The sequence below is a fragment of the Prevotella sp. HUN102 genome (genome assembly GCF_000688375.1).
Lineage (GTDB): Bacteria > Bacteroidota > Bacteroidia > Bacteroidales > Bacteroidaceae > Prevotella.
Genome location: NZ_JIAF01000004.1, coordinates 970,502 through 997,372 on the forward strand (window position 1 = coordinate 970,502; position 26,871 = coordinate 997,372).

The following is a 26,871-nucleotide window of genomic DNA, read 5'->3' on the forward strand; positions in this document are numbered from 1 at the left end:
GAAACATCATTAATATGACACACTACGCAACAGTTGATGATATTGCAAGATGCAAGTCTATCATAGAAATAGAGTTGAAGAAACAAAATATTGCATTAGATTCTGTGCAATTAGAAAAATTTGTTGTTGATATAATGAATTTGATATACGCAAAAGGAGGTAGCTATTCAAATGAAACTATACAGCAGTATTCAAAGACATATATAACTCGGTATTATAACGAATAAATTTTTATGGATTATTACCAGGCGAATATTTACAATAAGAGATATTCTGTTTTCTTATAAAAATTGTCGGTGGCAAGTCGTACAGCATCATAACAGACTATCTCGTGCCCCCCAATAACAACGATGTAAAAAAGTCTTGATATTTATGGTAGAATAAAGGTTGTAGATAGTATCTTTGTTGTATTTCCGTATCAAACAAATATTGCAGGAGATCTCCCCTTTAACAAGAAAATTTGGTAACAATATGGATGTATACAGAATAAAAAATGACTATCTATTTAAGGGAATATCAAGTAGAAATGAATTAGTTATAAATCAGTTTAACTCCTTTAGGGGGCAAAGTCTTGCTTTAAGTTGGGAAACCCCTATTTTCGAATTGCTTGAAAATGTCACAACAGTTGATTCAGAAAAAAGGGAAGAAGAGAGAAAATGTATTTCCTTCGATTCAAGATGTTATGGCAATATCTTTATAATAAATTCTATTTTTTCAGACCTATTCAAAGGATTGAATGTTGAGTTATTACCCATAAATATAGTTGGTACAATTCCTTCTTATTTATATGTAAATATATTAAATGTAGTTAGTGCAATTGACTTCTCAGGTTTAGACTATAACCAATCAATGGATATGATGAAAAGCAATGACATTCGTTTTGTAAAAAAAGAAATCAACGGGATTAAGATATTTAGAGATCTGAAAATCGTCAACTTCTACTACTGCACAAAAGAGTTTAAGGAGATGTTCGAATCTAAAATGATTTCTGGGATTATTTTTGAAAAGGTTGGAATAGCTCAATGAGACTTGGAATAATGCTGCGTATCACCTCTCACTATAGAAGTGCAAATTTTGTTGGCGAAGAAAATTTATGCCTTTCTCAGAGGTTATTTCTTTGACTATGCAATGGATACGAAGCTACTTTTGCTAATCCCGAAAATAATAAAACGGAGGTACTTGACAGCAATTTGACGAAAGGACATCATAAAAAAAATACATCAGTATGGCGAAAGGAGACAAAAAAAAATACGGTAGTGTGTATGAAATGTCATTGTTAAGTGGCAAATTCATTTATGTGTGCTGGATAAGAGAGTTTAGCTTTGGTATATTTAACTATATTTCAGAGGAGCCAATGAAAGATTTGGAGACTCTTTTGTCTCTTGGTTTTAAGACTTACAAAGCGTGCAAAGAAACGGCTGTAAGGAAGAAAATTTGGAAACTAATAGGGCAAGTTGATTTAGAGAAAGAGAAAATAACATGGCCTGATTTAGCGATTTTTTTACCATATAATAAAGAACTTTTCATTGAACAATCAAGGGTAATGAGAAATGGGAATCCTTTGATTGTCCCTCAAAAGGATTATATCGACCTATTAAAAAGGGGGTACATCTATGGTTTTTTTGATAATTACCAAGTTTTTGAACGTTGGCTGTCCAGCAATATAGAAGGCTATCCTGCAAATCAGGATATACTTCCATTGCCCAATAATATAGTCGAACAACCTTAAACAGTAGTGTTCTTGACTGTAAAGATTTCTGGGAAAAGAAGTAGAAACAGAATAAAAGGTTGTGGATCATGATTGAAAATCAAATTCAAAATAGAATATTGAACCTATCCCCCAATAAACAATTATTGTTTGGTGTCAGCTGTGTTATAAGAATGCAAGTGTATCTTGAACGTTACTTGATAAGCAAGGGACAGTTTTCTAGTTTTGCTATAATCAGAAACTTAATTGATAAAACTCTCTTCCGTTGTGCTATGGATCAGTTTAATCAAATTGTAAAGAACACCAATATTGAAGACATACATTTGATAGAACAGATAATTCCTGATACAGATGAAGACGGGAGTAATGAAGCTGTTCTGGCACAGAATGCTGCAATTGCATTGGCATACTGCCTAGATTTCACTGAAGAAAATAATGTCGATTTTATAAATTATTGTAGACTGAAAGCTATTGAAACTGCAGATATTATTGCATTGGGTATCCTGAATTTAGAAAATTCAGACTCACTGGTTTCTAAGGAACTTGCAGTTCAAAGTCAAGTGTTAGATATAATAAACTACATGAAGAGAGATTTTAATAGCATGGATATTCAGGAATTCAAACAAATAATTACTCAATTCAAAATGGAATATTGACAATTGAACTTGGGGTATCCCAGTATGAAAACATAAAGAGAAAATAAGGATTTTATACCCAAAGTTCCAAACTTCAAAATGGGAGGACTACAGCACATCATTAATTAACGTGAGTTCGACGAATTCAGAACAAAGCAAGCTGTGTGTCCAATGTCCTTTGTACATTGATGCACGGCTTCTTTGGAAACAGGCAATAGGCCGCAATGCCCCCCAATAAATTGACGATGAAATTGTCAAAGGACCGATGCCTGGAGTGCTCCACCTGTGCAATGTTCTTGAGTTCATCGTTCACCGTTTCTATGATAGCCCTCTTTCTGAGCAGCAGTTTGTCCGAGACGCTCATCAATGCTCCTTTCATGTTGCTTTTCAACTTGGTAATAAGTTGTATGCCATCAACGAAAAGTCTTTGGAAGAGCCCCTTGCTGATATATCCCTTGTCACCGACCAACTTGCCATGTATAAACTCTACAAAGGCTTTGTATTCCAAAGGCTTACGGTCATCAAGACCACCTGGGGTAATCATGAAGTTGAGAAGTTCTCCTCTCTCGTTGCAGATTAAATGCAACTTGAATCCGAAGAACCACCCCATGGAGCATTTCCCTCTTTGGGCAATGCCCCTGAAAACCTTATGAATGTGTATTCTCTGGTTTCGGCAGACGCGAAGAGGTGTACTGTCAACAAAACTGATGCCTGTGCATTTGCCCAGCAGGACCTTTTTGATAAACAAAGCCAAGGGGATGGCGACTTCCCTTTCCAATTCTACGAAACGGTTGTACGAGACTACCTCGGGAAACAGATGACGTAAATGCTTGCACACCTTCTCAAGATAGAAATGCTTCAGGCAACGATAGCCTGAATCGTGAAAGAGTATCATAATCAGCATGATTTCAGCCTTGGACATCGTGGAATCACGGTGATACTTCCTCTTGTCAGACGGTTTTAGCGTATATTTTGCCATCAGTGCGTCAAAAAACTTGCAGAAGTCATCTGCCATACAAAATATTTCTGTAACTTTGCCCTCGGTAAGCATAGCGATTTTTGTTTGTAATTCTTTGTATTTTAGCACTATAAAGTTACAACAAATTTCGCTAATTACCAAATTTACAAGAACTTATAATTCATCGAACTCACGTTAAATACGTAATATTATACTTGAGATGGAAATCATTTTAATCTCTGCTATTGGAGGAGACATTTCACCTGAGATTAAAGCAAAGAATATTCATCAATTGGTGATAGAGGTAAGGAAATCCTTAAAAACTCAATTTAAAGATAAGTTCTTCTATGGGGTTGATAAGATAAAGATTAACTTATATGTTAGTGGAGATATATCTGAGTATTGCACAGATTCTAGTGTTACAAAATGTAGATATTTTCAGAAAAAGCAAGAAATCGCTTCCGAATTTTGTATTGATAGGAGCTATTGGTTTTCTGAACCATTTCTTGACTACAAAAGAAAATTTCTTCTGTTTATGGAGGCTTCTTTGTCAAACTTAAATGCATTTATGGACAAACGGTTGAAGTCTGATGGACTAAAATTTGATAGCACTTTATTTCAAGAGACAATCTCTGAAAGCCTAATTTCTTTGACTATATAAAGTATGTTTATCCGACTTATTTTCAGTCTATTGCTCTATCTATTGAGTAGCTTCTCTTCGGAAGGAAGCATGATTGGAATACAGAATGGTCGCACAGTGCGCTTCGAGTACGACACGGAGGGGCGACTCTCGGGTATGCGGTCGTCAGGCTGGGAGGTCTTTATCGGTCGTGATAAGAGCGGACTGGAGATACAGCGGGAGCTGAGCGGTGGGGAGAGGGTTGCCACAGAGCGAGACCAACTCGGACGGGTGACGGAGCAGGGTATCTTTTCAAACAATGTGGAAAAGAGTTGCATGCGCTTTCATTGGGATATGGGTAACCGTCTGCTTCGGAAGACGAACCTGCTCACGAGTGAAAGCGACCGAGACAAATGCGGGGAGGGAAATAAAAAGATAATATAAAAAATAGAGAATATGGAAAGGCTTTTTTTAATTGGTGTGTTTGCATTTTGGAGCATTGTAATTGTTTTTACTATCTACTTTCTGTACAACTTTTATAGGAATACCATCGTCGATGGAAAAAGGCTGATTGATAAAGTTGTAAACTCAAGTACAAGAACGGATAAAATGGGAATAGGTGAAATTCTCAAATATGCCTTAATGTTTGCAATAGCCATTTTCTCCGCGATAAAGATTCTTTACTGGGGGGCGAATTTCCCATCAGCTACATCCGCTTTGATAAAGTTGGTCATTCTTGCACCGATTATGGCTTTGTTCAATGCGAGAAGGCGAACGAGAAAGGATGTTTTTGTACTTGCTGGCTTTCTGTTGTTTTTATTTTTCTGCGAGATAGCTTATATCACCATCGGCTTGCCCGTAAAAGCACCTGTTCTTGCCATAAACAATACGGAGATGAGACTGGGACATACCACGGTTCAGGAACTTATGAACGACGGCTTTGACATTTATGTGGAGAAAGAACGGACTTACGCAATGGATTATGATGACTTTCCCGATTCGGATAAATTTGTGAAATATTCCAGCGCAATGGACATATCCATTCCCGGAGGATACCATAGATACGGGCAGGTTCCGTACAGTGTCGGTGTCCTGGCAAAGAATGACCAGCCCATTGCAATAGTGACATTTTATGGAAGCATGAGCGAGGAAAGACCATTGAAAGACTGCAGTATTATTCTTTTTAATCTGTGGAGTAGATTCATTTCAGAAATAAGGAACAGCGGAATAACCTTGAAACTAAATGGAGTAGATCTGCTTGCCACTGTCAAGACTGAGACAATGAAGGAAACTTTTGGGAACAAGATATTCAGACACAATGAAACAGAAGAGGAAATAGAAACAGAGAAACTCTATATCATCTCTTGGGAAAGCAACAGCCATCATTTGTTTTATAATTCGTACTTTGCAACCATCCGTATGAACGACAATCATCTGATGAACTCTCTTGAGCTTGAATGCCAAATAGCAAGAGAGGCAGATGAGTGAGAGTGTCTGACCGTACAATCAGGAGAGGATATTGTCAAGGATTTGCAACCACGATTCGAGAACAGCCCGTATAAAAGATTCTTCAAGGACCTAATGTTTATTATCATTATATCCATAGGTTTCTTGGCTTTGCTGTACCGTCCTCGACGGTCGGCTGATATTTACATGAAACGAGTTTGTTACACACTAATGTAGCAAACTCGTTTCTATACATACCTATATACCACTTTATTGTATTAGCCTCTCCATATCCCGTGCAATCTTTTGGTCGGTGATTTGGGCATAGATTTGCGTGCTGGCAATGGACGAATGTCCCATCATCTTGGCAATGCTTTCTATCGGAATGCCTGCCTCCAAAGTCAGCGTGCCGAAACTGTGTCGACCAACGTGGTAGCCCAGCGGAGTACGAATACCACACGCCAACCCTACGGCTTTGAGATGGGTAAGCAGTTTGCCCTTGCTCATCGTATCGGGGAATATCTTATAATCCCCCTTGCTATTCTCCTTCGTGTAAAGCGAAAGTATCTGCTCTGCAATCGGATGCAGGGGTATCAAACTCTCCACTTCCGTCTTCTGTCTTGCCTTGCGGATATACCGCTTCCCCTCGTTGTTCGTTTCGATTTGCGAAGCTCGCAGGCTCTGCAAGTCGGCAAATGCCAAACCCGGACAGAGAAAAGAAACATCCTTCGGCTTAGTTCTGCCCCTTCGTCCTGCAACGGGAATGCCAAGAGCTTTGCCACATCGCCTTTGCTCAGGAAACGAGGTTTGCGCTCCACGGATTCATACTTCGCTTCTTCAAACGGATTGAAACGTATCGTTCCCTGACTGACGGCTCGATACATCAACCGACTTAACCAGCATAGATGCCCGTTTATCGTTGCAGGGGCATAGCCCTCCTTCTTCAAATAGAAACGATAATCATCAAAGAAGTCTATCGTAAGAGCCGTTAAAGGAATATCCTCCTCTCCACGACTTCGCACAAAGGAGTTTAGTTGTCTGTCGGAATACCGATTGTTGCTATATGTTCCCTCGCTCTTGCTTTCTCGTTGGACTTTCAATTCCTCCGTACTAAGGGCAAGAAGGGTCATTGGATTCCATCCGATGCCTTGCAGGTGGTTCTTCAGAAGCTCGGCACTCACCGCTCCATATTTGTAGAGCAAGGTGTTGTACCCCTGTTCGATTTCCTCCCGAAAGGTTTGCAGGCGTTGGTTGGTCTTCTTGTCCGTCGTTTCCCCTCGCTTCACGCTCCAATCGTGGGGAGTGGTGCTTTCGCCTGTGGTTATCACTGCGTTCGCTCCGTCTATGGTGATACGGCAGAAGATTGCTGTTGTGCCGTCTGCTTTGGTCTTGCTCTTATTGATATAGAATAGGATTTTGAAGGTACTGCGCATAATCTTTTCGTCTGCTGTATGAATGGTAATAACTTTACCTCTCAAAGCTCCTAAGCTTTCGGGCAAAAGCTTTATTGCTTTCTCGGAAAAGCTTAGGTGCTTTTGAGGGCATATTCTTGAATGTCACAAAGAGAGTTGTAAATCTTCGGTGAAAGAGAGAAATCGCTCGAACTCATCGAAGAGCTTCTTCGGGGTGACGTGGGCGTATCGCTCGGTCGTTTGGATGTTGCTATGCCCCAGCATTCGGCTTACCGTTTCGATGGGAACACCACGTTCCAAGGTTATCAAGGTTGCAAAAGTGTGGCGACCGACGTGTGCCGAAAGGGGAATGGAGATACCCGCCCGAAGTTGCAGGGCTTTGAGTTGGACAAGGTAAGCAGAATAAGCTATGGGAGCAAAGAGCGTACTACGTTCATCAGACTGATACCGCTCTATCAAACGCACCGCTTCGGATAGGAGTTTCACACGGCAAAGGGTATTGGTCTTTTGTCTGCGGAACTTCAGCCACAATGCTCCCTCATCGTCTGTAAAGAGATGTTCTTGATTCAGGGCAATCATATCGCAATAGGCAACGCCCGTATAACAGGAGAAGAGAAAGAGATTACGGGCGGTTTCCAGCTCCACTTCATACGGCTCAAATGTCAAGCCCAACAACTTATCCAATGAAGCCCTATCCAAGGCACGAGGTTGTTTATTCTCTCCTCGTTCTATCTCTATGTGAGCGAATAGTTGTCGTTCTGTCAAGCCCTCACGATACACCAAACGACAGACTTTCTTCACCGCCAAAACCATCTTACGATAATAACCTTGCGAATGCCCCAACTTCCCGACCGAGTAGTGTTGCAGGCATTCCAAGAAATCTTCTTCCATCTGTCCGAAAGGAATATCTGCCGTGTGGTACTTCTCGCTGATAAAGGCTTGTAAGTGCTTGCGAACAGTGTGGTAACTACTCATAGTTGTAGCCTTTATTTCGATGCCTACCTTTTGCTCCATATCTTCGACCATTCGGTCGTATCGCTCCAGAAAGGTGATTTGAGTTTGCATACTTCCTTGGAACAGCTCCTTGATGTCTGTTGCAGTAAACTCTGCACCTCGCTCACAAAGGGTTCGATAAGCCGACTGTACCGAGAGAAGCAAGCGTTCCAACTTGCCGTTAGTTGCCACCGCTTCACGGCTCTTGCCGTTCAGTCTGCTCTCACGAGCATTCCACAACTTGGGGTCGCACGAGAGCTTACAACTGAATTGGGCGATGGTTCGCCCGTAGGTTATACGCCCCATTATCGGAGCTTGCCCCAACTTGTCCAATCCGCTCTTTTTCAGGTAGAGCAACACCTTGAATTTGTCTGTTTGCATACGCTTTGTTTTTATGGGCAAAATTACCCGTTACCGAAGCGTTCTCAGCTACGCAAAACATTGTGTCACAATGCATCAGAACCACAATTACAGAAAGATGAGTTACCGAATAGCCTTCCGTCAGTTACCTTCTCTTACCTCTTCGTTACCATTCAAAGAATGGACTAACGATTTGGTAACGGAACTTCTGCATAAATCCACATCTTCTGCACTTTATCCCTCAATGCAAACCATAGAGATATACTGCAAATCTCTCTCATTTCCATCCACTTACCTCTCATCCTCACCCTAATGCCATTTCCTCTAATAGTTCCTAATCTTTTTCAAGAACCCGGGTTTGGAATAAAATAAAAGGTCTATTTCTCACAGATTTCTCTGAATCACAGATTTTTTCTCATTCCCGAAAATGCTAATCTGTGAATCCGTGCTATCTGTGAGAGATAAAACAACAATACGGCTCAATGAAGGTTAGAGCAACCTTGTATATCTAAATTCAGATAGAAGCTCTTTGACAGTTCCTTATAAAACTCTTCAGTCGTTCCTAAGGAAGTCCTTCAGTCATTCTTAAGGAAGGTCTTTAGCCATTCCTTAGGAATCGTTTTCTCAGCTCCTTGAGAATGGTTTTCATTTGACCGAAAAACGCAACGCAATCTTCGCAAAAATGCAAAACAAACGTGCGAAGAATGCATTGCAATCTTCGCACGTTTGAATTTGAATGTTTTATCAGTTGATTTTCAATTACTTATGAAATGCTCGTTCCTTGGTTATAACCTGCTTTCCAGATTAGGGAGGCGACAGATGAGTCGGGAGCGTTTGCTTATGCTTTTTGAATCAGACAGACGGCGTAGGCAGCCATTCCCTCCTGTCTGCCCACGAACCCCATCTTCTCGGAAGTCGTTGCCTTGATGGATATTTGGTCTTCGTCGCATCCGATTATCTCAGCCATACAACTGACCATTGCGGGTATGTGGGGATTTATCTTCGGTTTCTCGGCAGCCACGGTGGCGTCGATGTTGCCCACAGTGTAGCCTTTGGAAGCCAACAGTTCGATGGTCTGCCTGAGGATAATCTTGGAATCCATATCGAGTGTGGCATCCGAAGTGTCTGGGAAATGGTAGCCTATGTCGCGCATATTCGCCGCACCGAGCAGAGCATCGCAAATGGCGTGGATAAGCACGTCGGCATCGCTGTGTCCGAGCAGCCCCATTGTGTGATCGATTTTTATTCCGCCGAGCCAGAGCGCACGCCCTTCAACGAGCTTGTGGACGTCGTAGCCCATACCGACACGGATTTTTGGGAAAGTGTTCATTGGGAAATGGTTTTCTGTTGTTCGCTTGAATGGGTGGAAATGTTGTGCTTGAGGTTATCTTCTGTTGAACAAATCCTTGATTCCGTCCATATCGAACGTGAGGGAGAAGCGCAGGGTCTGGTCGAGAGGATTGCTCTTTGCCGTTGCAATCACATAGCCCGCATCGAGCGAGAACACGTTCATCTTGAAGCCTGCACCGACTGTGAAATATTTTCTGTTGCCCTTGTTCTCGCTCTCGTGATGATAACCGGCGCGAACGGAGAACTGGTCGTGGTACACGTATTCGGCCCCTACGCTCCACTGCACCTCTTCAAGCTCTTCCGAGAAGCCGCGGGGCGCATCGCTGAAGCTCTTGAAAATGCCGGAGATGGAGGAAACGTCGTAGTATTCCTTCTGCACACGGTCCTGATAGTCGATTTCCGATTCGTCCGTCTGGCGTATCGGGTGCGTAGGCACCAGCAGTTTGTTGGCATCGGCTGCGATGGTAAAACGGTTGAACTCATCAACAGGAATCATAAGCGAAGCACCCAGACGGAGGTTGGTAGGAATGAATTCTGCACGGTTGTCGCCGCCGAAGGTAATCTTTGAACCGATGTTTGAAATGTTCAAGCCGAGCCCGAGCTGGCATTCACGGCTGCCCAGATTTACGTAGTTCTGATAGTAGGCGGATATATCGGCAGCGAATGCAGAACCCGGAGTTGTTTCTTCCGTGAAGGTATAGGTAAGGTCGGAGTAAATCCATCGCACGGCTGCACCCAAAGAGAACTTTTCGCTCAGCATCAGCGAGTATGCCACGTCGAACGACATTTCGTAGGGCTTGATGGTAAAGGCACTGGAGTTTGTCTCTTGTGAGTAATCGCCCTGCACTTCGCCGAGCGAGAAGTAGCGGACAGAACCCGACACGGCACTGTAATCGCCGATTCGGTAGTAGCCTGAAAGGTAAGCCAGTCCCATATCATTGACCAACTGGCGCAGCCACGGCGTGTAGTTCAGCGAAACGCCGGCACGCGAAATGGCAAACGGATATTTGGCGGGATTCCAGAACTGCGAGTAAACGTCGGGATCGGTAGCTGCACCGGCGTCGCCCATACCTGCCGCACGTGCATCGGGAGCAATCATCTGCGAGGTAACGGAGTTGCGAACGGGATTGAAAATGTCTCTCTTGTCCTGTGCTGAGGTGGTAACGGCTGCCGTCAGCAGCAGCGAAAGGCTCAATATTCTAAAAGACTTGTTCATTCTATTCTTTGTTTTCTGATTCTTTATAAACGTTCGGTATCTGGTTTCTTTCAGGGCGGACACCAGAGTTTAAACGCAATTTGCGCTTTAATTATTGTTTATGACGATGAGTTTCTTCGCCTTCGATTCTTTTACGGAGCCTCCGTTGCCGAGACGGATGCGATAGAGATACACACCGGTTTGCAGGCGGGTGCCGTCGTTTGCAGTCAGATTCCAGTCTACGGTGTAGGTGTTGCCTCCCGATACGCCTTTCTCGATGTGTTGCCACAGCAGGCGACCGGAGGTGTCGAAGACGTCTATTTCCACATCCACGTTGGAGCCGGTGTAATTGTGCGAGGCAATGAACGTGGTCTGCGTGGTGGCAGGATTGTTCGTGCAGCTGAAACTCTCAATGTCGGGTGCCAATCCTTTTACAACATTGAAGTCGAGCGTTGCAGTTGAGGGATTGTTGAGAATGTCCCACACACGGAACTTCAACTGATGGCGTCCTTCGGACAGTTCCGGTATGCTGAAGTGGGTTTTGCCCTTGGTGTAACTGCCGAAGTCGAACGAGAAGTTGTCGTTCAAGTTATAAGTGCGCTCCATTTTGCCGTCGATTATCAGCTGAATATCGTGCCCGACTCCGTTGCCTATGGCGTTGATACCGTCTTTGTCTGTAATTTCAGCAACGAAATATGGCGTGGAGTTTACGTTTCCACCATTTACGAATGAAGGCGTGTTGAGGTAGCAGTAGATGGACGGACCGATGGAATCATTGCTCACTTGTTCCGAACCGTTGATGTGGAAACTGTCTTCATAGCCGTGAGCCGTCAGCGAATGGTCGGAGTTTACGGCATAAACGTTGATCAGTCCGGAACCGTCAGCGTAGTTGAGGTCGCGTGGAACTGCGAAGGTAAAGCTGAATTCGCCATTGCGAACGCTATCTGAACCGTTGTAGAGCACCTTCTGTCGGTCGTAGAATTTGAAAGCATCGTTGGATGTTTCTTCCTGTTTCTTGCAGATAATCAGCTCGCGTGTGTCTCGAACGGTCGCAGTCATCAGGCCGTTGAAGTCTTTAAGTGCGCCTTTCTCGTTGGCAATGTGTCCCTTTACCTTGACAATCGCACCTCCTTTGAGCATAATCTGCGTGCTTCCATCAACCGGCATACCGTTGATGGAGTCTATTACGGTTTGCAGGGTGGGGAGGTTCAGCGACAGGGCAGGGTCGCCGAGTAATGAATATTGCAGCTTGTTCCTTGTTCTGTCCTGTCCGGTATTAATCATATCCATCTTCGCAAGGCGTTGAGCTTCGCCGAGTGTGGTCGGTTTGCCGTTGGTAAAGCTCAGTACGTGCTTCAGGAAAGCTGTGTTGATAGACTTGTTGTAGTTGGCATACACGGTACGGGTGGTTCCCCAAAAGGCCATTGCGCCACCTTTTTTATTCAGCATAGCTTCTTCGCCTATGTTTGCTGCCGTTGCATCGAATGGCATAATGTCGCAGCTTGCCGTAATCCAGAGTGGAAGGTTGGTGTTGGTGAAGTTGGCGAAATCGTTTATGCGCAGGACTGCTTCGTGCGAAATCTGAATTTCAGAGCCGTGCCCGCCGTAATCCATAATGAGTGCGCCCTGTGCCTGTTGCTGCTTTATGAGCGAAGAAACGTCAGGATAGCTGTGGCCGGTGGAAGATGTTACACGGTTGTAGGCATCCCACATCACTTTCTTCACTTGATAGCCCGGATAGGCATTCATAATGGTTTCCGCCGTTGAGTTTACGTCGCGCATGTGAAGGTTGTTATTGCCGTCGTCGGCCATAAACATAATTACGTTTTGCCAGTTTCCGGCATTTTTGTTTTCTGCGTATGAGATGGTTTTATCAACCAATGTCTGTGCGTCTGATACGGTTGTAACGGGGAAACGGCCTACGCCGATGTCTTCCTTGTCGCGGCTGAGAAGGTTCGCACCTTCTCCGTCGTCCATCAACGTGTACCAACCGTCGTTTATGTAGCAGTCGGTCAAGCTGAAAGAGTTCTCGCTTTCGTAGGCAAGAAGGTAGTCGTTAGGGTTGAGTTGTCGGCATTCGGCAGTCAGCATTCTGTTGTCCCAAACGCAGTCGCCGAAGAGAAGCAGCGACTTTGGCAGTTCTGCTTCGGTCGTTGCACGGTCGTAAAGCATCTTCATATAACGGCGGTACGCCATCGCGTCAGGTGTTCCACTTGAAAATTCATTGTATAGCTCGTCGGCAGGAACAATTCTTACCGAGATTCCGTCGTGCTGCTGATGGAATTTTGCCAGTCTTTGCGCTTGCGCCAATAGTTTTTGGCTGGTCGGAATGATGATGACCATATCCACGCTGCCGTGGCTGTGCAGGTCTTGGTTGGTTATATTGTGTACATATTCGGGAACGGGGAATGTGCCGTTCGCAAGGTTGGGCGCAGGCTTCGGATTGTCGTATGCGATTGTAATGTAATCGAGGCGTGCCGGACCACCTGAAAGCGTCTTTATTGTGATAGAATCTGTCGAACGCAGATTGTCCAGCGCATAAGTTTGTTCTGATTCAAAACCGAAGTCGTATGAGTCGCCCGGTCGGATGCTGATTGTGCCCAAACTTCTGCCGTTCACTCCCACTTCAACCACGGTAGTGTATTTACCCGTAGTAACGCCGATTCCCATCGTCCCGCTTGTAGAACCCGTTTTGTTCTTGAGCGTATAGGTCTTCGTTGTGTTGATTGCAATCGGAGTGTTTTCAAACAAATTTCGGCCGCCGTTGTACCAACTGAAATTGTCTACTTCGTGTATGGCGTGATAATCGTCGGCCTGAGGGTAGACGTTTGAGAGGAAGGTGGCGGAATCTACTGTGAGAGGAGCTTCCCCGTCTTCTGTAATGAAATAATAACCGTATTCGGAATATGGATTACGGATGCGCTTGACGGTTGTATTGTTCTCCCAACTTACGGGACCACGTGCGTAAAACAGGCGTTTCCCTCCGACAATGCAACTCTCAACTTCCTTCAGGTCGTCATATTCCTGAATGAAAGCAGCCGTCAGTTGTTCGTTTTGCAGATGTCCTCCATAGCCATAAATCCTGACTTTGTTCACATCGCTGAAGCCCGCTTTCCTCACAATATCGTTCGTGAGATTGTACACTCCGTTGGCAGGAACTCTGATTTTAGCCCATTTCCCCTTTGCAAGGACAGAGTTTTTAGCGTATCTTTCGTTGCCGTCCGGCAGTTTATGCGCCTGAGAACGGCGTGCACTTCTGGTCTTGGCAATGGGTTTTGAGGTCATTGCAATCATAAAACTTACCAGAAATTGTTTCTTTCCGTTGCGTTCTACAATGGGAACAAGTGAAAATTCCAGCGAGCCTTTCTTGCGTTCAACAGCAATCTGCTGATAGATTTCCGGCAATACGCCCGGTACTTCTGCCGTGATGGCATTGTATCTGGCAATATCCTGCCTGCTCATATCAAGAAATTCAGGATATCGTATTTCCAGTTCGTAGGTTGAATCGGCATAGTTTTCGCCAATCGGAATCGAATAGCTGAAACGTGGCAGAACAGAGTCTATCGTAACATCTTCAACGGTGAGATTGAAGAAACGCTGCTTTTGTGCGTTTGCCGTAATGCAGAGCACAGTGAGCAATAGGCTGAATATCGTTCTTTTCATTTGCTTAGTTGTTTGGGAGCAGAGTAAATGCGTTATTCTTTATCTATTTACAGTTGAAGTCAAGGACTTTTCTGTCTTCTATATATCCTTCCAAATGGTCGTCGATATGCACCGGCCCACAGCCGGTAGGGCAACCGGTATATAGTATGTCGCCGGTTTTCAGCGTGAAATACCTGCTTATATAGCTGATGATTTCATCTACTTTGTAGAGCATATCGCTTGTGCATCCCTCCTGAATAGTCTTTCCGTTGATGTCAAGATGGAAATGAAGACGCTGAATGTCGAGGAATTTCTCCTTGTCAATCCAATCGCCTAATGCAGCAGAACCATCAAAACCCTTCGCAAGTTCCCAAGGTCTGCCGTTCTCTTTGAGTTTCTTCTGCAATTCACGTGCCGTAAAATCTATACCGACAGTTACGGCATCGTAGTATCTGTGTGCGAAACGTTCGGGAATAGTCTTGCCCAATCGGCATATTCTTACCACCAATTCCGTTTCATATTCGATTCTTCCCATATCATCGGGTATGAAGAAAGGCTTATGGTCTTTCAGAATAGCAGAGTCTGGTTTGATGAAAATCACAGGCTCCTCTGTCTTTAATAACGTACCGTGCAGCGCATTATTGTGCTGAGCGTAATTCATACCGATGCAGAAAATCTTCATATTCTTATATTATTATGGTGGTTGATGGTGTTTGTTGGCTCATACTTTCCTGTGAGCTATTAGATTTCTTTAACTGAATTTAGCCTGACTGGGAAAATAAAACCACTATGAAAGACAAAAAGGGGTTACAGGAGTACAAGTCTGTTCTCCTATAACCCCAAGATATTTTCTTCTCTGACGACTGATTAGTCGGCTGAGAGTGTGAATCGCTTGTAGTCAATAACCTCAAGATCCTTAGCCTGACTCTTCAACCAGTCTGCTACGTTGATCTTATCGCCGTCGCTGAACTGGAATTCCTGATCAACGAGACAGTTGTCCTTGAAGAACTTGTTCAGACGACCCTTTGCGATGTTTTCAATCATCCCCTGATTCAAGCTGGCTGCCTTTTCTTCAGAAACAGTCTTCTTGATTTCGAGAGCCTTGTCTGCATCTTCACGAGTCAGCCATCCCTTGTTGATGTTTGATTCGATGTGTTCGTCGCTATCCACGAGGTTAGCGTTGATGCCTGCCTTCTTGATAGCAGCAACAACAGCCTTCTCTACCTGTTCTTCCTTGGTCTTCTCGATAGCCACCTTGTACTCTTCGTCTTTCACTTCCTGTGGAACTGAAGCCTCGTTCAAAGCTACCGGCTTCATTGCAGCTACCTGCATAGCTACCTTGTGGCCAGCCTCTTCATTCTCCTGATTGAGCTGAACGAGTGTAGCAAGCGTGTGCTTGCCCATGTGGTCGTAAGCAGAGATGTTGTCGCCTTCGATGAAGTTATAACCGTCGATTTCCATCTTCTCGCCAGTAATACCTGAACGCTGCTGAACCGTATTAGCTGCGTCGTCGCCGTTAGCGAGCTTCAAAGCCTTAACTTCGTCGAGCGACTTAGCCTTTGCAGCTACTGCTGCGTCGAGGATTTCCTGTACCATAGCGATGAAGTCCTGACCGTTGGCAACGAAGTCAGTCTCACACTTTACAGCTACCATAGCAGCGAACTTGTCGCCAGTCTTTACGAGTACACAACCGTTTGAGGTTTCACGGTCTGAACGCTTTGCAGCGATAGCCAAACCACGCTCGCGGAGCAATTCCTTTGCCTTGTCGAAATCACCTTCAGCCTCTGTAAGAGCCTTCTTAACGTCTCCAAGACCAGCACCTGTCATAGCGCGAAGCTTCTTGATATCTTCAATAGATACAGCCATTTTATTTTCTTCTTTAGTTTTTTGTTTATAAAAAATGTGGGCGTTGATGAGCGTTGATGAGATCCGGAGAGGAGCCCATAAGCGTTCACCAATGCCCAATTATAGTCTTTTATTATTCAGCAGCTGGTGCCTCTTCTTCAGCAGCAACTTCTTCTGTCTTGCGGGCAGCACGCTTTGGCTTAGCTTCAGCAGCTTCTTCTGCCTGTTCAGCAGCAGCCTTCTCGTCAGCCTTTTCAGCCTTGCGCTCTTCAAGACCTTCTGCGATAGCACCACAGCAAGCGTTCAAGATAGCTTCAACTGAATCCTTAGCGTCGTCGTTTGCAGGAATAACGAAGTCGATATTTTTAGGATCTGAATTAGTATCAACGATACCGAATACAGGAATACCCAGACGATTTGCTTCCTTAACAGCGATGTGCTCCTTCATTACGTCGATAACGAAGAGTGCAGATGGCAAGCGGGTAAGGTCGGCGATAGAACCGAGGTTCTTCTCGAGCTTAGCACGCTGACGTGAAATCTGCAACAACTCACGCTTAGAGAGGTTAGAGAATGTACCGTCGTTCATCAACTTGTCGATGTTCGTCATTTTCTTAACAGCCTTACGGATTGTAGGGAAGTTGGTAAGCATACCACCTGCCCAACGCTCGTTCACGTATGGCATATTAACAGAAGCTGCCTTTTCAGCAACTACTTCCTTAGATTGTTTTTTAGTAGCGACGAACAGAATCTTCTTGCCACTCTTAGCAATACCCTTGAGTGCTTCAGCAGCTTCGTCAATCTTAGCTACTGTCTTGTGAAGATCGATGATATGGATGCCGTTACGCTCCATAAAGATGTAAGGAGCCATTGCTGGGTTCCACTTACGACGGAGGTGGCCGAAGTGGCAACCTGCCTGCAATAATTGGTCAAAGTTTGTTCTTGACATTTTCTTGTTTTTTGTTTGTTTACTTTCTTTGAAATTCTTTCTTGACGAATGAGCTTCGTCAGGCTGATTAGAATCAACTAATGAGTAGTCCCCGATTTGGAATCTCATCAGTTTAGATACTAAACTTAAGCGACAGCTTTGATGGAAAATGGGAGATGGTAAATGGGAGATGGTAAATGGTAAATGGGAGATGTTAGATGGGAGATGGGAAAATGAAAATGGTAAATATTTTACATTTCACTTCTCACATTTCACATTTCACTTCTCACATTTCACATTTCACTTCTCACATTTCACATTTTATTTTTCACATTTCACTTCTCACATTCCACATTTCACATTCAAAACATTAACGCTTACTGAACTGGAAGTGAGCACGTGCCTTTGGCTGACCTGGCTTCTTACGCTCAACAGCACGGCTGTCGCGTGTCAGGAATCCGTGATCCTTCAAATTCTTCTTGTCTTCAGGATTGATTTCAACGAGTGCGCGTGCGATAGCGAGGCGGAGAGCTTGGCTCTGACCTGTGAAACCGCCACCGTTGAGATTGGCCTTAATATCGTACTGACCTTCAACGCCGAGCAACTGCAATGGCTGCTTAACCACATACTGCAGAATTGCTGATGGGAAGAATTCAGTTAAATCTTTCTTGTTGATTGTAATCTTACCGGTACCTTCTGTAAGGTAAATGCGAGCAACAGAGCTCTTGCGGCGACCAATTGTATTAATTACTTCCATTTTCTACACCTTATTTATTTATACTGGTTAATATCAATTGCCTTTGGCTTCTGAGCCTCGAGTCCGTTGAGTTCTGTACCTTCGATAACGTAGAGGTTACTCAAGATGCGACGACCGAGAGGCCCCTTTGGCAACATACCCTTAACAGCGTGGCGAACCATCTTGTCTACACCGTTCTTCTTTGTGCGAAGCTGTGCAGGAGTGTTGAAACGCTGACCACCCGGATAGCCAGTATAGCGTGTGTAAACCTTGTCGGTTTCCTTCTTGCCGGTGAAATACATCTTGTCGGCATTGATAATGATTACATTGTCTCCACAATCAACGTGAGGAGTAAATGTTGGCTTGTACTTTCCACGAAGCAACTTAGCAACTTTAGAGCAGAAACGACCTACTACTTGGTCTGTTGCATCAACTACAACCCACTCTTTCTTGGCTGTTTCCTTGTTAATGGAAATAGTCTTGTAACTTAAAGTGTCCATTTTTAAATTTTAATTTTACTACTAAAAAACGTTTTTGTTCTTTGCCCGTGTGATTCACTAACCGTGCAGCTCGGCCAAAAGCAGCACTATTAACACACCACGTGCTGAGGGCTCTAAGTACACCCTCGAAATAATCGGTCTGCAAAATTACTCATTTTTATTTATGTTGCCATTCTCCCTTATATCCGAATTTGCCGTTTTTAGATAGAATTAACATAATTCTTGATTATTAACGCTTTCTTATTGTCATTCTGCGATAGGTTGCACGGAATTGAAGTAAGCGAATAGCGAGCGACAGACGATATTTTCAGAGAGCTAATTCGAGCCTTGAGATGCGAAAATAATCTCACACAGATTTGGCTGATCATACGAGTCTGCTCTTCCGTTGTTCCTGAATTTAGATTTGAATATCTTGTGGATATTATTTCCGATTGCGAATATTCTTTACAGAACAGCCGCCATAATTCGTTTATTTTGAATAAAATATTTTTTATTTTCAAATATGAGAGTTTTGTGTGCGCATTTGTAAGCTTTTGTGTTACACTGGGTTATACGCGTAGGAGTGATTGGTGTGCAATAATTCTACTGCAAAAAGTTTGCAATTAGGACAATAATACTGACTTTATGACTATTTTTCAAGGCCGAATCATCGTATATTTGCTTTTCATTCTTGCGACAATCGACGGGCATTCTTCGCAAGATTGCAATGCAGTCTTCGTATGTTTGGATTTCAAACTTCTCAAAAATCGTTTTTTAGTGTCCGAATCTGTCTCTGAAATCTCTATATTGAAGAAAAATAATGTGGCTTTTTTGGTAATCATTTATTACAAATCGGTAAGGCGTAATGATGTTTTCGGCAAATGGCGAAAGCAAAGCCTTGCTCCTAAAATGGATGCTTGAGCATTTTAAGCGATTATCTGTTCTTCTGCAAGTTCAAAACAGCGATATTCTTTTGATTATCCAGTATTATGTAGTAATTTTGTAGGATAAAAGTTATTGGATATGATTGATGTTTTCAACACAGGTGAAACACAAGAGAGTTTGCGGCGGGAGTATAATCCCGACGGTTCGGTGCTGAGGCGTGCGCAGCTGCGTATGCTTGAAATGCTCGATTATCTGGTGGAGGTTGCCGACAGGATTGGCGTGGACTGGCGTCTGGATGGCGGAAACGTGCTCGGTGCTATGCGCCACGGAGGATTCATTCCGTGGGACGACGATGTGGATATCATCGTGAAGCAGAAGGACTATAAGCGTTTCTGCGACTATCTGAAAGCCAATCCCCATCCTCGGTTCGTTCTTCAGGACAACACTACCGATGCGGGCTATTTGAAGTCTTGGGCAAGTTTGCGCGACTTGAAGAGCGAGCACGTGAGTACGGAGGAAGAGGGTTCGAGGGACAGGCGTGCGCTGGAGAATATGAAATATCGTGGGCTGCACGTTGATATCTTTCCTTATGAAGACAGGATTCTCCCGAGTTTGCAGCGCATTGCCGGCAAGCTGTCGGTATTTGTGAATATAGATTTAGCCCCGAAGCATCCGGTTTTGGGCAAGTTGGGCTACGAATTGCTGGAAAACTGCGTGTTCCCTCTCTTCCGTTTGTGTGGTCATCTGTTTGGTAAGCGAGGCGAGTTTATGAACTCTTACGGCACTTGGTTTTACAATCGGGTTCCGGTGGAGTTTTTAGAGCCGTATAAACCCATTGAATTTGAAGGGAAATTCTATAACGGGCCTGCCGATCCTGAACGCTATTGCAGAAAAATTTATGGTTCGTATCTTGATCTGCCACCGAAGGACAAGCGCAATCAGCATAAGGCAACGGTGCGTTTTCTGTAATCCAAGTTCAAGGAGATATTGAGATTATTTTGTTTCTATGAAATAATGGAAATAAAAAACAGCAAAGGTGTTTTGAGGACCTTTGCTGTTTTTTATGTCGTTATACGGCTGATTAATCTTTCGTTTGCCTTTAATAGATGTTGAACAGTCGCAGAATGTCGTTGAGATTGGCGACTATCATCAGGATAATGAGGATAGTGATGCCGACGTATTCGGCACGGATCATAAACTTTTCAGACGGTTTTCTGCGTGTAATCATTTCGTAAAGGAGGAACATTACGTGTCCGCCGTCGAGGGCAGGTATCGGCAGAATGTTCATAAAGGCAAGGATAATGCTGAGGAATGCAGTCATATTCCAAAACATATACCAGTCCCAATAGGGAGGGAACATCTTTCCGATGGAACCGAATCCACCCAAGCTCTTTGCGCCGTCGGCTGAAGCAAGGTAACGGAAATTGCCTACATAGCCGCGAAGCACGTTGATTCCGTACTTTGCACCGGCAGGGAAACTGGCAAGGAATGAGTATTCTTCCGTAACAGGCTTATAGTAAGTGGCGAGCGTGCTTTGCATAACGCCCAGTTTCAGTTCGCTGTTCAGCGTCATTCTTATGGTGTCCAGTTTGTTGGTTTCGGCACGTTGAACGGTAAGTACGACGTTTCTTGCGGCCAGAGAGTCCTTCCGGGTCTGTTTCACGGCGGCGATGTCGTTCAGCACGCTCAGTTCATTGTTCATATCAGCCCACGTTTCAACAGGTTTTCCGTTGATGGACTTGAGCAAGTCGCCTTCCTTTATGCCTGCTTTCATTGCAGGCGAGTCGCCCATTACGCTGTCGATACGTGCCGGGATGTAGGGTTCGGCAAAGAGAGGACGTTCCTTTACCATTGAAAGCATATCGAGGTCGCCGGGCATCGTGATACGTTCTTTCTTGCCGTTTCGCATCACGTCGATGTATTTTGACTGTGCTATCTGTCGGAAGAAGTCGCCGTTTACGTTGGCATATTCGCGAAATTCGCCCTGATCTGTGCCCAGCATAACGTCTCCGTCTCGGAAACCGAGTGTCTTTGCCTGCTCATTGAAGGCCATACCCATCGACATATCCGACACCTTATAATATGACTCGCCCCAAGCGAACATTATCATAGAGTAGATAAAGAGTGCCAGAAGGAAGTTTACGAGCACGCCGCCAATCATAATCAGCAGTCGCTGCCAGGCAGGTTTGGTTCGGAATTCCCAAGGTTCCGGCTCTTTTGCCATCTGTTTGGTGTCGAAACTCTCGTCTATCATACCCGAAATCTTGCAGTATCCTCCCAATGGCAGCCATCCGAGACCGTAGGTGGTGTCGTCGTTCTTTGGTTTCCATTTGAAAAGCATACCGTTCCATTTGCCGATAGATACATCGAAGAACACGAAAAATTTCTCAACTCTTACTCCGAAGAGCTTTGAGAAAAACATATGCCCGCCTTCGTGGAGGAGGACAAGCAGAGAGATTGCCAAGATAAATTGGAGCAATCTGATCAGAAATGTTTCCATTAATTATTATCGTTTTATTGTTTTTAATTCGTGAATAAGCGCAAATGGGCGCGTGGAATGTCGGACAGCTTGTTGCCTTTTCCTGTTTGTTGGCTTGCGAATCCTTCAAGAGCGTTTCATTAGCTCCGTGGCAATGCTTCGTGCTTCCTTGTCTGTTTGCAGATAAATGTCGAGATCCGGGCTCTTGTCGAAGGCGACGGTCTGCATTGTTTTCTCGATGATTTCGCCCATTCCGAGGAAAGAACACTGTTCTTTTCTGAATCCTTCGTTCACGATTTCGTTAGCAGCATTCAGTATGCAGGGCATATTTCCACCTTTATTAATAGCTTCGTACGCCATAGCCAAGCATCTGAACTTGTCCGTATCAGGCTCGAAGAACTCCAACGGCTGCTTGAACATATCCAACCGGTCGCCTTTCAGGGGCAGACGCTTCGGAAAAGAGAACGCGTATTGAATGGGCAATCGCATATCGGGTACGCCCAATTGCGCCTTAATGCCGCCGTCGGCGAACTGCACTGCACTGTGAACGATGGATTGTGGATGCACCAACACCTGAATTTTATCGGCAGGTACGCCGAAAAGCCACTTTGCTTCGATTACTTCAAAGCCTTTGTTCATCAGCGAGGCAGAGTCAATCGTTATCTTTGCGCCCATATCCCACGTTGGATGTTTCAGTGCGTCGGCTGCCGTTACGGTCTTTAATTGCTCGTCGTTGAACAATCGGAAAGGTCCGCCGGAGCAAGTGAGCAGTATTTTTTCTATTTCGTTTTCATCCTCTCCCACGAGACTTTGGAAGATAGCACTGTGTTCGCTGTCTACGGGTAAAACCGGAACGTGGTATTCCATTGCAAGATTGCAGATCAGTTCGCCTGCCACAACGAGTGTTTCCTTGTTGGCCAGACAGATTTTCTTGCGTGCCTTGATGGCGTGGATAGTTGGCTCAAGACCTGAAAAGCCCACCATCGCCGTGAGAACCATATTTATTGGTTCGGCTTCTACTATCTGTTTCAGCGCATCCGCACCTGCATAAACCTTTATATCGGGCTGGTCTTCAAGTTCCTTTGACAGACATTCGTAATATTCTTCATTGGCAATGACAACTGCTGATGGGTGAAACTTGCGCGCCTGTGCTGCCAATTCCTTCCAACGGTTGTTTGCCGTGAGCGCATACACCTCATAGAGGTCGGAATGCTGCGCAATAACATCGAGTGCTTGCGTTCCGATGCTGCCCGTAGAACCGAGGATACATATTTGTTGTTTCATATTTATCAATTCATCATTGATTGTTCAAAGTTCCAGCAGACCTTCAGGAATCTCTATTTTGATTGTTTTTTTCTCTGCATCTACTCCCTTTATCAGGTCTTCATTTGCGGGAATAAGAAGGTCTTTGCCATCTTCTGTCGTTACTTCAAAAAGCAGATTGATGGTTGTTTCATCGACAGAGGCTATCTTTCCGATGCACTTTCCCGTTCCGCTGTCCACCAATGAGAACCCGATAATCTGTGCCCAAGAAAGCGTTTCGGTATTCTCTTCTGCCAATGCTCTCGGAAAATACACTTCCGTACCGGTCAGTTCGCGTGCCTTTTCGTCCGATTCGATGTCGCAGAACTTTATCAATGCAACCTCATCTGAGCGAAACCGATATTCCTCCATAAAGAAAGGAACGAGGATGCCTTCGAGTTCGAGCACGAGATATTCGGCATCGCAACGGTCGAAAGCGTCGTCTGAGAACCTGAACTGAATCTCCCCGCGTACCCCGTGAGGCTTTCCCAAGATACCTATTTTATATACGTCTTCTTTTTTAATCATTCTTTTTTGGAGCAGGAGTCAGAAATGTGGATGTGAAAGCGTTCCGATGATGCTTCGGTTAATGCTCTTTTTCATATTCAGAATATGTATGGAGCCAGGTATTGGTTTTCGTTCCGTTTTGCCTTTACGCTTTCCTTCTTCAATTTAACATATTTCCACGCGCTTGATATTTGCACCGAGTGCATTGAGGCGTGCCTCTATATTCTCGTAACCACGGTCAATCTGCGTGATGTTGTCGATACGGCTCGTTCCTCTTGCCGACAATGCGGCTATCAGGAGTGCGATACCTGCACGGATATCGGGACTGGACATACGCCCTGCCCGCAACGTTCGGCTGTGGTCGTGGCCTACAACCACGGCACGGTGCGGATCGCAGAGGATAATCTGCGCACCCATATCAATGAGTTTGTCTACAAAGAAAAGCCGACTTTCAAACATCTTCTGATGGAAAAGCACACTTCCCTGTGCCTGTGTGGCTACAACGAGCAGCACGGAAATCAAGTCGGGTGTTACTCCCGGCCAAGGTGCGTCGCTGATGGTCATTATCGAGCCGTCGATGAACGAATCTATCACATAATGCTCCTGACGCGGGATAATCAAATCGTCGCCTTCTTCAATGATTTGTACGCCGAGTCTGCGGAATGTATCGGGAATAATGCCGAGATTCTTTACCGATACGTCCTTGATTCTGATGCCGTCGCCAATCATTGCAGCCATTCCTATGAACGAGCCCACCTCAATCATATCCGGAAGTATGCGGTGTTCGGCTCCGTGGAGCGCATTAACGCCGCTGACGGTAATCATATTGCTGGCAATGCCGCTGATTTTCGCACCCATTGCGTTGAGCAGATGGCACAACTGTTGGATGTATGGCTCACAGGCAGCATTGTAGATGGTAGTTGTCCCCTCTGCCAATACGGCAGCCATAATGATATTTGCCGTACCTGTTACCGATGCTTCGTCGAGCAGCATATAGGAACCGACGAACTTGTCGGCCTTTATCTCGTAAACATTGCGTTCTTCCACGTGAACAAAGCGTGCGCCAAGATTCTTAAAACCAAGGAAATGCGTGTCCAGACGACGACGGCCGATCTTGTCGCCACCGGGTTTTGTGATGGTAGCCTTGCCGAAACGACCCAGCAACGGACCGTAGAGCAGAACGCTGCCACGCAATGAAGCACACTTCCTCACGAACTCCTCGCTCTCAAGGAAGTCGAGATTCACCTCGTCGGCCTGAAAGGAATACTCGTTCGGAGCCAGTTTCCTGACCTTCACACCGATGTCCTGCAACAATTTTATGAGATTGTTCACATCAAGAATATCAGGAATGTTTCTTACAATCACTTCTTCCGACGTGAGCAGCGTGGCACTGATAATCTGCAATGCCTCGTTCTTCGCCCCCTGTGGGGTAATTGTTCCGGAAAGACGGTTACCGCCTTCAATGATAAAGGATTCCATAGCCTATCTTCTCTTTTTGTTGTTTGTCTTCGGTTGCGTCAGGTCGCGCTGATTTATCTTCTCAAACTTGAAAGTGCTCAAGTCCAACTGAATCACACCGTCGGTATGGCGTGCCAGATCAGACGCCACTTTCTCGTCGTCAGCCGACCCGTGTCCCCACTGCATCAGGCAACGCTTCATCTGATTCGCCACAATGGAAGTCAGCATATCGCGTTCCCTGCCCGGTTCCATTGTTTTGAGTTGCTCGAAAAGCTCAAACATCATCTTGCCATAGTGGCGGACGGGAATCTTGGACATAGGATAGCTCATCGGTTCAGGCTTGCTCGCCATATTCCTTGCCTCGCTTACGTCGAAAGGATAGTCGATATCCAACTTGAAGTCGGACATCAGAGCCAGATGATCCCAAAGTTTCTGGATATGATCAACGTTGCCACGGTTCTGTTCGTTCATTCTGTCCATAATCGTAACGATGGTTTCTGCGCAGCTCTGCCGTTCCTCCTTTGTGGGAAGATTCACGCAGAATGTTACCATATCCTGTATTTCCCGCCCGTATTCAGGCAGTACTAATTTCTCACGTTGGGTGTTGTAGTCCAATCCGTCAATATTCATTCGTTAGAAGTTTATTAATGTTGAATCTTGAATTAGTTGCTATGCAAATTTAAATACTGAATGCCCGCTTCCTCATTCCTTTGCTCAGAGCAGTGGCTTTGCCTGCTTTGCCACAAAATCTTTCAGATACATCGGCACAAAGTAGGCCACGTCTTCGTACTGTTGCAGTGCAATGCGCTTTTCTGCCAACGGCAGCATATTCTTGGCCAATGGCTGAATGCCCTTGATGAGGTGGGCATTCGGATGGTTGATAACCTCCATACACTTTTCGGCACCGTTTCCGAAGAAGTAGACCGGACCTTTGTCGAGATACTCCTTGTAGGTGTTCTCGTCCACAATGTCGGCCTGAATGCCTCTGATTTCCTTCAGCGAACGGTCGAAAACCTGAGCATATACCTCCATTCTGCGTGCGTCGAGCATTGGAACGAGCAAGGCATCGTCTTCAATCTCTTCGTGCCCGAGCAAAACCGGTACACAGAGCAGCTCCAGCGTCGGGATTGCAAGGAGTTTGATGTCGCTTCCGTAGCAGATTCCCTTTGCCATAGAGGTGCCGATACGAAGCCCGGTGTAAGAACCGGGACCGCTGCTTACGGCTACTGCGTCCACCGGAATGGCGTGGCTGTCGGCGAAAGACAGAGCCTCGTCTATGAATGTTCCGAGACGTTCGCCGTGGTTCGGGCCGCTGTTGTCTTCTAAATGAAAAATACAAGCTCCGTCTTCCGACAATGCTACGGAACAGATGTTCGTGCTGGTTTCAATGTTCAATATGCAAGACATAATCGTTTATTATCGTCTAAAGTAAATTCAAAGTTCTGTTTGTGCCCGAAAGATTCTCAATCATCCGTCCGGCCTTTGTCGATGCTGTGAAACATCTTCTCCTTTTCAGCAGTTTCTGCCGTGCAGGAAAGGCATTAATGAAATGCAAAGATACTGCTAAAATTTGAATAAATACACCTTAATAGATAACAAATTAAATCTCATTGTGTTTTATTTGGATTCGGAAATATCGCTTTGCGTGCGAATCAGGGATTGCGAATGGATTGTATTTGGCTTTTTTAGTGGTAAGAAATCGTGATGAAAAATCCGATGAAAGCGTTGTTTTTCGTGGCTCTTCTATTTCGACTTTTGTAAAGATTATATACCGAAAAATGCACTCTCTGAGAATGCTGAAATAGAAAATGGAGAAACTTCAAATGGCATTTGTTTGATGAAATTCGTCTGTCTGGTTTCCATTCTTCGTAAAATCATAATGCGTTTTTGCGAAGAATGCAAGCTATTCTTGCGAAGATTGCAAATCGTTTTTGCGA

General features: G+C 44.8%; 24 protein-coding genes and 1 pseudogene. 8 read left to right on the top strand and 17 right to left on the bottom strand.

What is annotated here, in order from left to right:
- Positions 1 to 14 precede the first annotated feature (14 nt).
- The 4 genes from P150_RS0109000 (at position 15) to P150_RS0109015 (ending at position 2,364) form a co-directional block, all read left to right on the top strand.
- The gene (locus tag P150_RS0109000; RefSeq protein WP_028897392.1) at positions 15 to 227 is read left to right on the top strand and encodes a hypothetical protein; all 213 of its coding nucleotides are present in this window, start codon (positions 15 to 17) and stop codon (positions 225 to 227) included.
- A gap of 244 nt (positions 228 to 471) precedes the next feature.
- Positions 472 to 1,026 carry a hypothetical protein gene (locus P150_RS0109005; protein ID WP_155952986.1) on the top strand — a complete coding sequence of 185 codons (555 nt, stop codon included), beginning with the start codon at positions 472 to 474 and terminating at the stop codon, positions 1,024 to 1,026.
- A gap of 199 nt (positions 1,027 to 1,225) precedes the next feature.
- Positions 1,226 to 1,729: an Imm26 family immunity protein gene (locus tag P150_RS0109010; protein ID WP_028897394.1), complete on the top strand. Its 504-nt coding sequence runs from the start codon at positions 1,226 to 1,228 to the stop codon at positions 1,727 to 1,729.
- A 68-nt stretch (positions 1,730 to 1,797) separates the two neighbouring features.
- Positions 1,798 to 2,364, top strand: a complete 567-nt coding sequence (locus P150_RS0109015; protein WP_155952987.1) for a DUF416 family protein — start codon at positions 1,798 to 1,800, stop codon at positions 2,362 to 2,364.
- A 124-nt stretch (positions 2,365 to 2,488) separates the two neighbouring features.
- Here the strand turns inward: P150_RS0109015 and P150_RS0109020 are convergent, their stop codons facing one another.
- Complete coding sequence (locus P150_RS0109020; RefSeq protein ID WP_028897396.1) at positions 2,489 to 3,394, bottom strand: IS982 family transposase; 906 nt, start codon at positions 3,392 to 3,394, stop codon at positions 2,489 to 2,491.
- 127 nt (positions 3,395 to 3,521) lie between these two features.
- Here P150_RS0109020 and P150_RS0109025 point away from each other — a divergent pair, with 127 nt between their 5' ends.
- The 3 genes from P150_RS0109025 to P150_RS0109035 all read left to right on the top strand — a co-directional run bounded on the left by P150_RS0109025 (position 3,522) and on the right by P150_RS0109035 (position 5,408).
- Positions 3,522 to 3,962 carry an Imm12 family immunity protein gene (locus P150_RS0109025; protein ID WP_028897397.1) on the top strand — a complete coding sequence of 147 codons (441 nt, stop codon included), beginning with the start codon at positions 3,522 to 3,524 and terminating at the stop codon, positions 3,960 to 3,962.
- A 3-nt stretch (positions 3,963 to 3,965) separates the two neighbouring features.
- Positions 3,966 to 4,364 carry a hypothetical protein gene (locus P150_RS0109030; protein WP_155952988.1) on the top strand — a complete coding sequence of 133 codons (399 nt, stop codon included), beginning with the start codon at positions 3,966 to 3,968 and terminating at the stop codon, positions 4,362 to 4,364.
- Positions 4,365 to 4,529: 165 nt separating this feature from the next.
- Positions 4,530 to 5,408, top strand: a complete 879-nt coding sequence (locus P150_RS0109035) for a hypothetical protein (protein ID WP_155952989.1) — start codon at positions 4,530 to 4,532, stop codon at positions 5,406 to 5,408.
- A 228-nt stretch (positions 5,409 to 5,636) separates the two neighbouring features.
- Here P150_RS0109035 and P150_RS16285 read toward each other — a convergent pair.
- The 10 genes and pseudogenes from P150_RS16285 to rplM all read right to left on the bottom strand — a co-directional run bounded on the left by P150_RS16285 (position 5,637) and on the right by rplM (position 18,324).
- Positions 5,637 to 6,799 (bottom strand): annotated as a pseudogene (locus P150_RS16285) (tyrosine-type recombinase/integrase).
- Between the two features lie 123 nt (positions 6,800 to 6,922).
- A complete protein-coding gene (locus P150_RS0109045) occupies positions 6,923 to 8,152 on the bottom strand; it encodes a site-specific integrase (protein WP_028897400.1) in 1,230 nt (409 codons plus the stop codon).
- A gap of 817 nt (positions 8,153 to 8,969) precedes the next feature.
- Complete coding sequence (ispF, locus tag P150_RS0109050) at positions 8,970 to 9,461, bottom strand: 2-C-methyl-D-erythritol 2,4-cyclodiphosphate synthase (RefSeq protein WP_028897401.1); 492 nt, start codon at positions 9,459 to 9,461, stop codon at positions 8,970 to 8,972.
- A gap of 54 nt (positions 9,462 to 9,515) precedes the next feature.
- The gene (gene porV, locus P150_RS0109055; protein ID WP_028897402.1) at positions 9,516 to 10,697 is read right to left on the bottom strand and encodes a type IX secretion system outer membrane channel protein PorV; all 1,182 of its coding nucleotides are present in this window, start codon (positions 10,695 to 10,697) and stop codon (positions 9,516 to 9,518) included.
- A gap of 87 nt (positions 10,698 to 10,784) precedes the next feature.
- A complete protein-coding gene (gene porU / locus P150_RS0109060; protein WP_028897403.1) occupies positions 10,785 to 14,339 on the bottom strand; it encodes a type IX secretion system sortase PorU in 3,555 nt (1,184 codons plus the stop codon).
- A gap of 43 nt (positions 14,340 to 14,382) precedes the next feature.
- A complete protein-coding gene (locus P150_RS0109065; RefSeq protein WP_028897404.1) occupies positions 14,383 to 15,000 on the bottom strand; it encodes a fumarylacetoacetate hydrolase family protein in 618 nt (205 codons plus the stop codon).
- A 185-nt stretch (positions 15,001 to 15,185) separates the two neighbouring features.
- Positions 15,186 to 16,184 carry a translation elongation factor Ts gene (gene tsf, locus P150_RS0109070; RefSeq protein ID WP_028897405.1) on the bottom strand — a complete coding sequence of 333 codons (999 nt, stop codon included), beginning with the start codon at positions 16,182 to 16,184 and terminating at the stop codon, positions 15,186 to 15,188.
- A gap of 112 nt (positions 16,185 to 16,296) precedes the next feature.
- The gene (gene rpsB / locus P150_RS0109075) at positions 16,297 to 17,109 is read right to left on the bottom strand and encodes a 30S ribosomal protein S2 (RefSeq protein ID WP_028897406.1); all 813 of its coding nucleotides are present in this window, start codon (positions 17,107 to 17,109) and stop codon (positions 16,297 to 16,299) included.
- Between the two features lie 349 nt (positions 17,110 to 17,458).
- On the bottom strand, positions 17,459 to 17,845 hold the full coding sequence (rpsI, locus tag P150_RS0109080) for a 30S ribosomal protein S9 (RefSeq protein WP_028897407.1): 387 nt from the start codon (positions 17,843 to 17,845) through the stop codon (positions 17,459 to 17,461).
- Positions 17,846 to 17,859: 14 nt separating this feature from the next.
- Positions 17,860 to 18,324 (bottom strand): 50S ribosomal protein L13, encoded by a 465-nt coding sequence (gene rplM, locus P150_RS0109085; RefSeq protein ID WP_028897408.1) that lies wholly within the window; start codon positions 18,322 to 18,324, stop codon positions 17,860 to 17,862.
- Positions 18,325 to 19,326: 1,002 nt separating this feature from the next.
- Between rplM and P150_RS0109095 the strand changes: the two genes are divergently transcribed.
- A complete protein-coding gene (locus P150_RS0109095; RefSeq protein ID WP_028897410.1) occupies positions 19,327 to 20,157 on the top strand; it encodes a phosphorylcholine transferase LicD in 831 nt (276 codons plus the stop codon).
- 130 nt (positions 20,158 to 20,287) lie between these two features.
- On the opposite strand, the gene rseP is transcribed toward P150_RS0109095, so the two are convergent.
- The 6 genes from rseP to tsaB form a co-directional block, all read right to left on the bottom strand.
- Positions 20,288 to 21,688: an RIP metalloprotease RseP gene (rseP, locus tag P150_RS0109100; RefSeq protein ID WP_028897411.1), complete on the bottom strand. Its 1,401-nt coding sequence runs from the start codon at positions 21,686 to 21,688 to the stop codon at positions 20,288 to 20,290.
- 105 nt (positions 21,689 to 21,793) lie between these two features.
- Entirely contained in the window at positions 21,794 to 22,951 is a 1,158-nt protein-coding gene (locus P150_RS0109105) for a 1-deoxy-D-xylulose-5-phosphate reductoisomerase (protein WP_028897412.1), read from the bottom strand.
- Positions 22,952 to 22,975: 24 nt separating this feature from the next.
- A complete protein-coding gene (rimM, locus tag P150_RS0109110; protein WP_028897413.1) occupies positions 22,976 to 23,497 on the bottom strand; it encodes a ribosome maturation factor RimM in 522 nt (173 codons plus the stop codon).
- A gap of 144 nt (positions 23,498 to 23,641) precedes the next feature.
- Positions 23,642 to 24,955: a UDP-N-acetylglucosamine 1-carboxyvinyltransferase gene (gene murA, locus P150_RS0109115; RefSeq protein ID WP_028897414.1), complete on the bottom strand. Its 1,314-nt coding sequence runs from the start codon at positions 24,953 to 24,955 to the stop codon at positions 23,642 to 23,644.
- A gap of 3 nt (positions 24,956 to 24,958) precedes the next feature.
- Positions 24,959 to 25,564, bottom strand: a complete 606-nt coding sequence (locus P150_RS0109120; protein ID WP_028897415.1) for a DUF4290 domain-containing protein — start codon at positions 25,562 to 25,564, stop codon at positions 24,959 to 24,961.
- Between the two features lie 84 nt (positions 25,565 to 25,648).
- A complete protein-coding gene (tsaB, locus tag P150_RS0109125) occupies positions 25,649 to 26,341 on the bottom strand; it encodes a tRNA (adenosine(37)-N6)-threonylcarbamoyltransferase complex dimerization subunit type 1 TsaB (protein WP_028897416.1) in 693 nt (230 codons plus the stop codon).
- Positions 26,342 to 26,871: the final 530 nt, after the last annotated feature.

Excerpts from the sequence above, each read along its gene's own strand:
- P150_RS0109095 (WP_028897410.1), top strand. The coding sequence starts at position 19,327 with ATGATTGATGTTTTCAACACAGGTGAAACACAAGAGAGTTTGCGGCGG.
- tsf (WP_028897405.1), bottom strand. The coding sequence starts at position 16,184 with ATGGCTGTATCTATTGAAGATATCAAGAAGCTTCGCGCTATGACAGGT.
- rplM (WP_028897408.1), bottom strand. The coding sequence starts at position 18,324 with ATGGACACTTTAAGTTACAAGACTATTTCCATTAACAAGGAAACAGCC.
- ispF (WP_028897401.1), bottom strand. The coding sequence starts at position 9,461 with ATGAACACTTTCCCAAAAATCCGTGTCGGTATGGGCTACGACGTCCAC.
- P150_RS0109030 (WP_155952988.1), top strand. The coding sequence starts at position 3,966 with ATGTTTATCCGACTTATTTTCAGTCTATTGCTCTATCTATTGAGTAGC.
- tsaB (WP_028897416.1), bottom strand. The coding sequence starts at position 26,341 with ATGTCTTGCATATTGAACATTGAAACCAGCACGAACATCTGTTCCGTA.
- P150_RS0109120 (WP_028897415.1), bottom strand. The coding sequence starts at position 25,564 with ATGAATATTGACGGATTGGACTACAACACCCAACGTGAGAAATTAGTA.
- rpsB (WP_028897406.1), bottom strand. The coding sequence starts at position 17,109 with ATGTCAAGAACAAACTTTGACCAATTATTGCAGGCAGGTTGCCACTTC.
- P150_RS0109015 (WP_155952987.1), top strand. The coding sequence starts at position 1,798 with ATGATTGAAAATCAAATTCAAAATAGAATATTGAACCTATCCCCCAAT.
- P150_RS0109020 (WP_028897396.1), bottom strand. The coding sequence starts at position 3,394 with ATGCTTACCGAGGGCAAAGTTACAGAAATATTTTGTATGGCAGATGAC.
- murA (WP_028897414.1), bottom strand. The coding sequence starts at position 24,955 with ATGGAATCCTTTATCATTGAAGGCGGTAACCGTCTTTCCGGAACAATT.
- P150_RS0109035 (WP_155952989.1), top strand. The coding sequence starts at position 4,530 with ATGGGAATAGGTGAAATTCTCAAATATGCCTTAATGTTTGCAATAGCC.
- P150_RS0109025 (WP_028897397.1), top strand. The coding sequence starts at position 3,522 with ATGGAAATCATTTTAATCTCTGCTATTGGAGGAGACATTTCACCTGAG.
- porU (WP_028897403.1), bottom strand. The coding sequence starts at position 14,339 with ATGAAAAGAACGATATTCAGCCTATTGCTCACTGTGCTCTGCATTACG.
- rseP (WP_028897411.1), bottom strand. The coding sequence starts at position 21,688 with ATGGAAACATTTCTGATCAGATTGCTCCAATTTATCTTGGCAATCTCT.
- P150_RS0109105 (WP_028897412.1), bottom strand. The coding sequence starts at position 22,951 with ATGAAACAACAAATATGTATCCTCGGTTCTACGGGCAGCATCGGAACG.
- rpsI (WP_028897407.1), bottom strand. The coding sequence starts at position 17,845 with ATGGAAGTAATTAATACAATTGGTCGCCGCAAGAGCTCTGTTGCTCGC.
- P150_RS0109045 (WP_028897400.1), bottom strand. The coding sequence starts at position 8,152 with ATGCAAACAGACAAATTCAAGGTGTTGCTCTACCTGAAAAAGAGCGGA.
- porV (WP_028897402.1), bottom strand. The coding sequence starts at position 10,697 with ATGAACAAGTCTTTTAGAATATTGAGCCTTTCGCTGCTGCTGACGGCA.
- P150_RS0109065 (WP_028897404.1), bottom strand. The coding sequence starts at position 15,000 with ATGAAGATTTTCTGCATCGGTATGAATTACGCTCAGCACAATAATGCG.
- P150_RS0109010 (WP_028897394.1), top strand. The coding sequence starts at position 1,226 with ATGGCGAAAGGAGACAAAAAAAAATACGGTAGTGTGTATGAAATGTCA.
- rimM (WP_028897413.1), bottom strand. The coding sequence starts at position 23,497 with ATGATTAAAAAAGAAGACGTATATAAAATAGGTATCTTGGGAAAGCCT.
- P150_RS0109005 (WP_155952986.1), top strand. The coding sequence starts at position 472 with ATGGATGTATACAGAATAAAAAATGACTATCTATTTAAGGGAATATCA.
- P150_RS0109000 (WP_028897392.1), top strand. The coding sequence starts at position 15 with ATGACACACTACGCAACAGTTGATGATATTGCAAGATGCAAGTCTATC.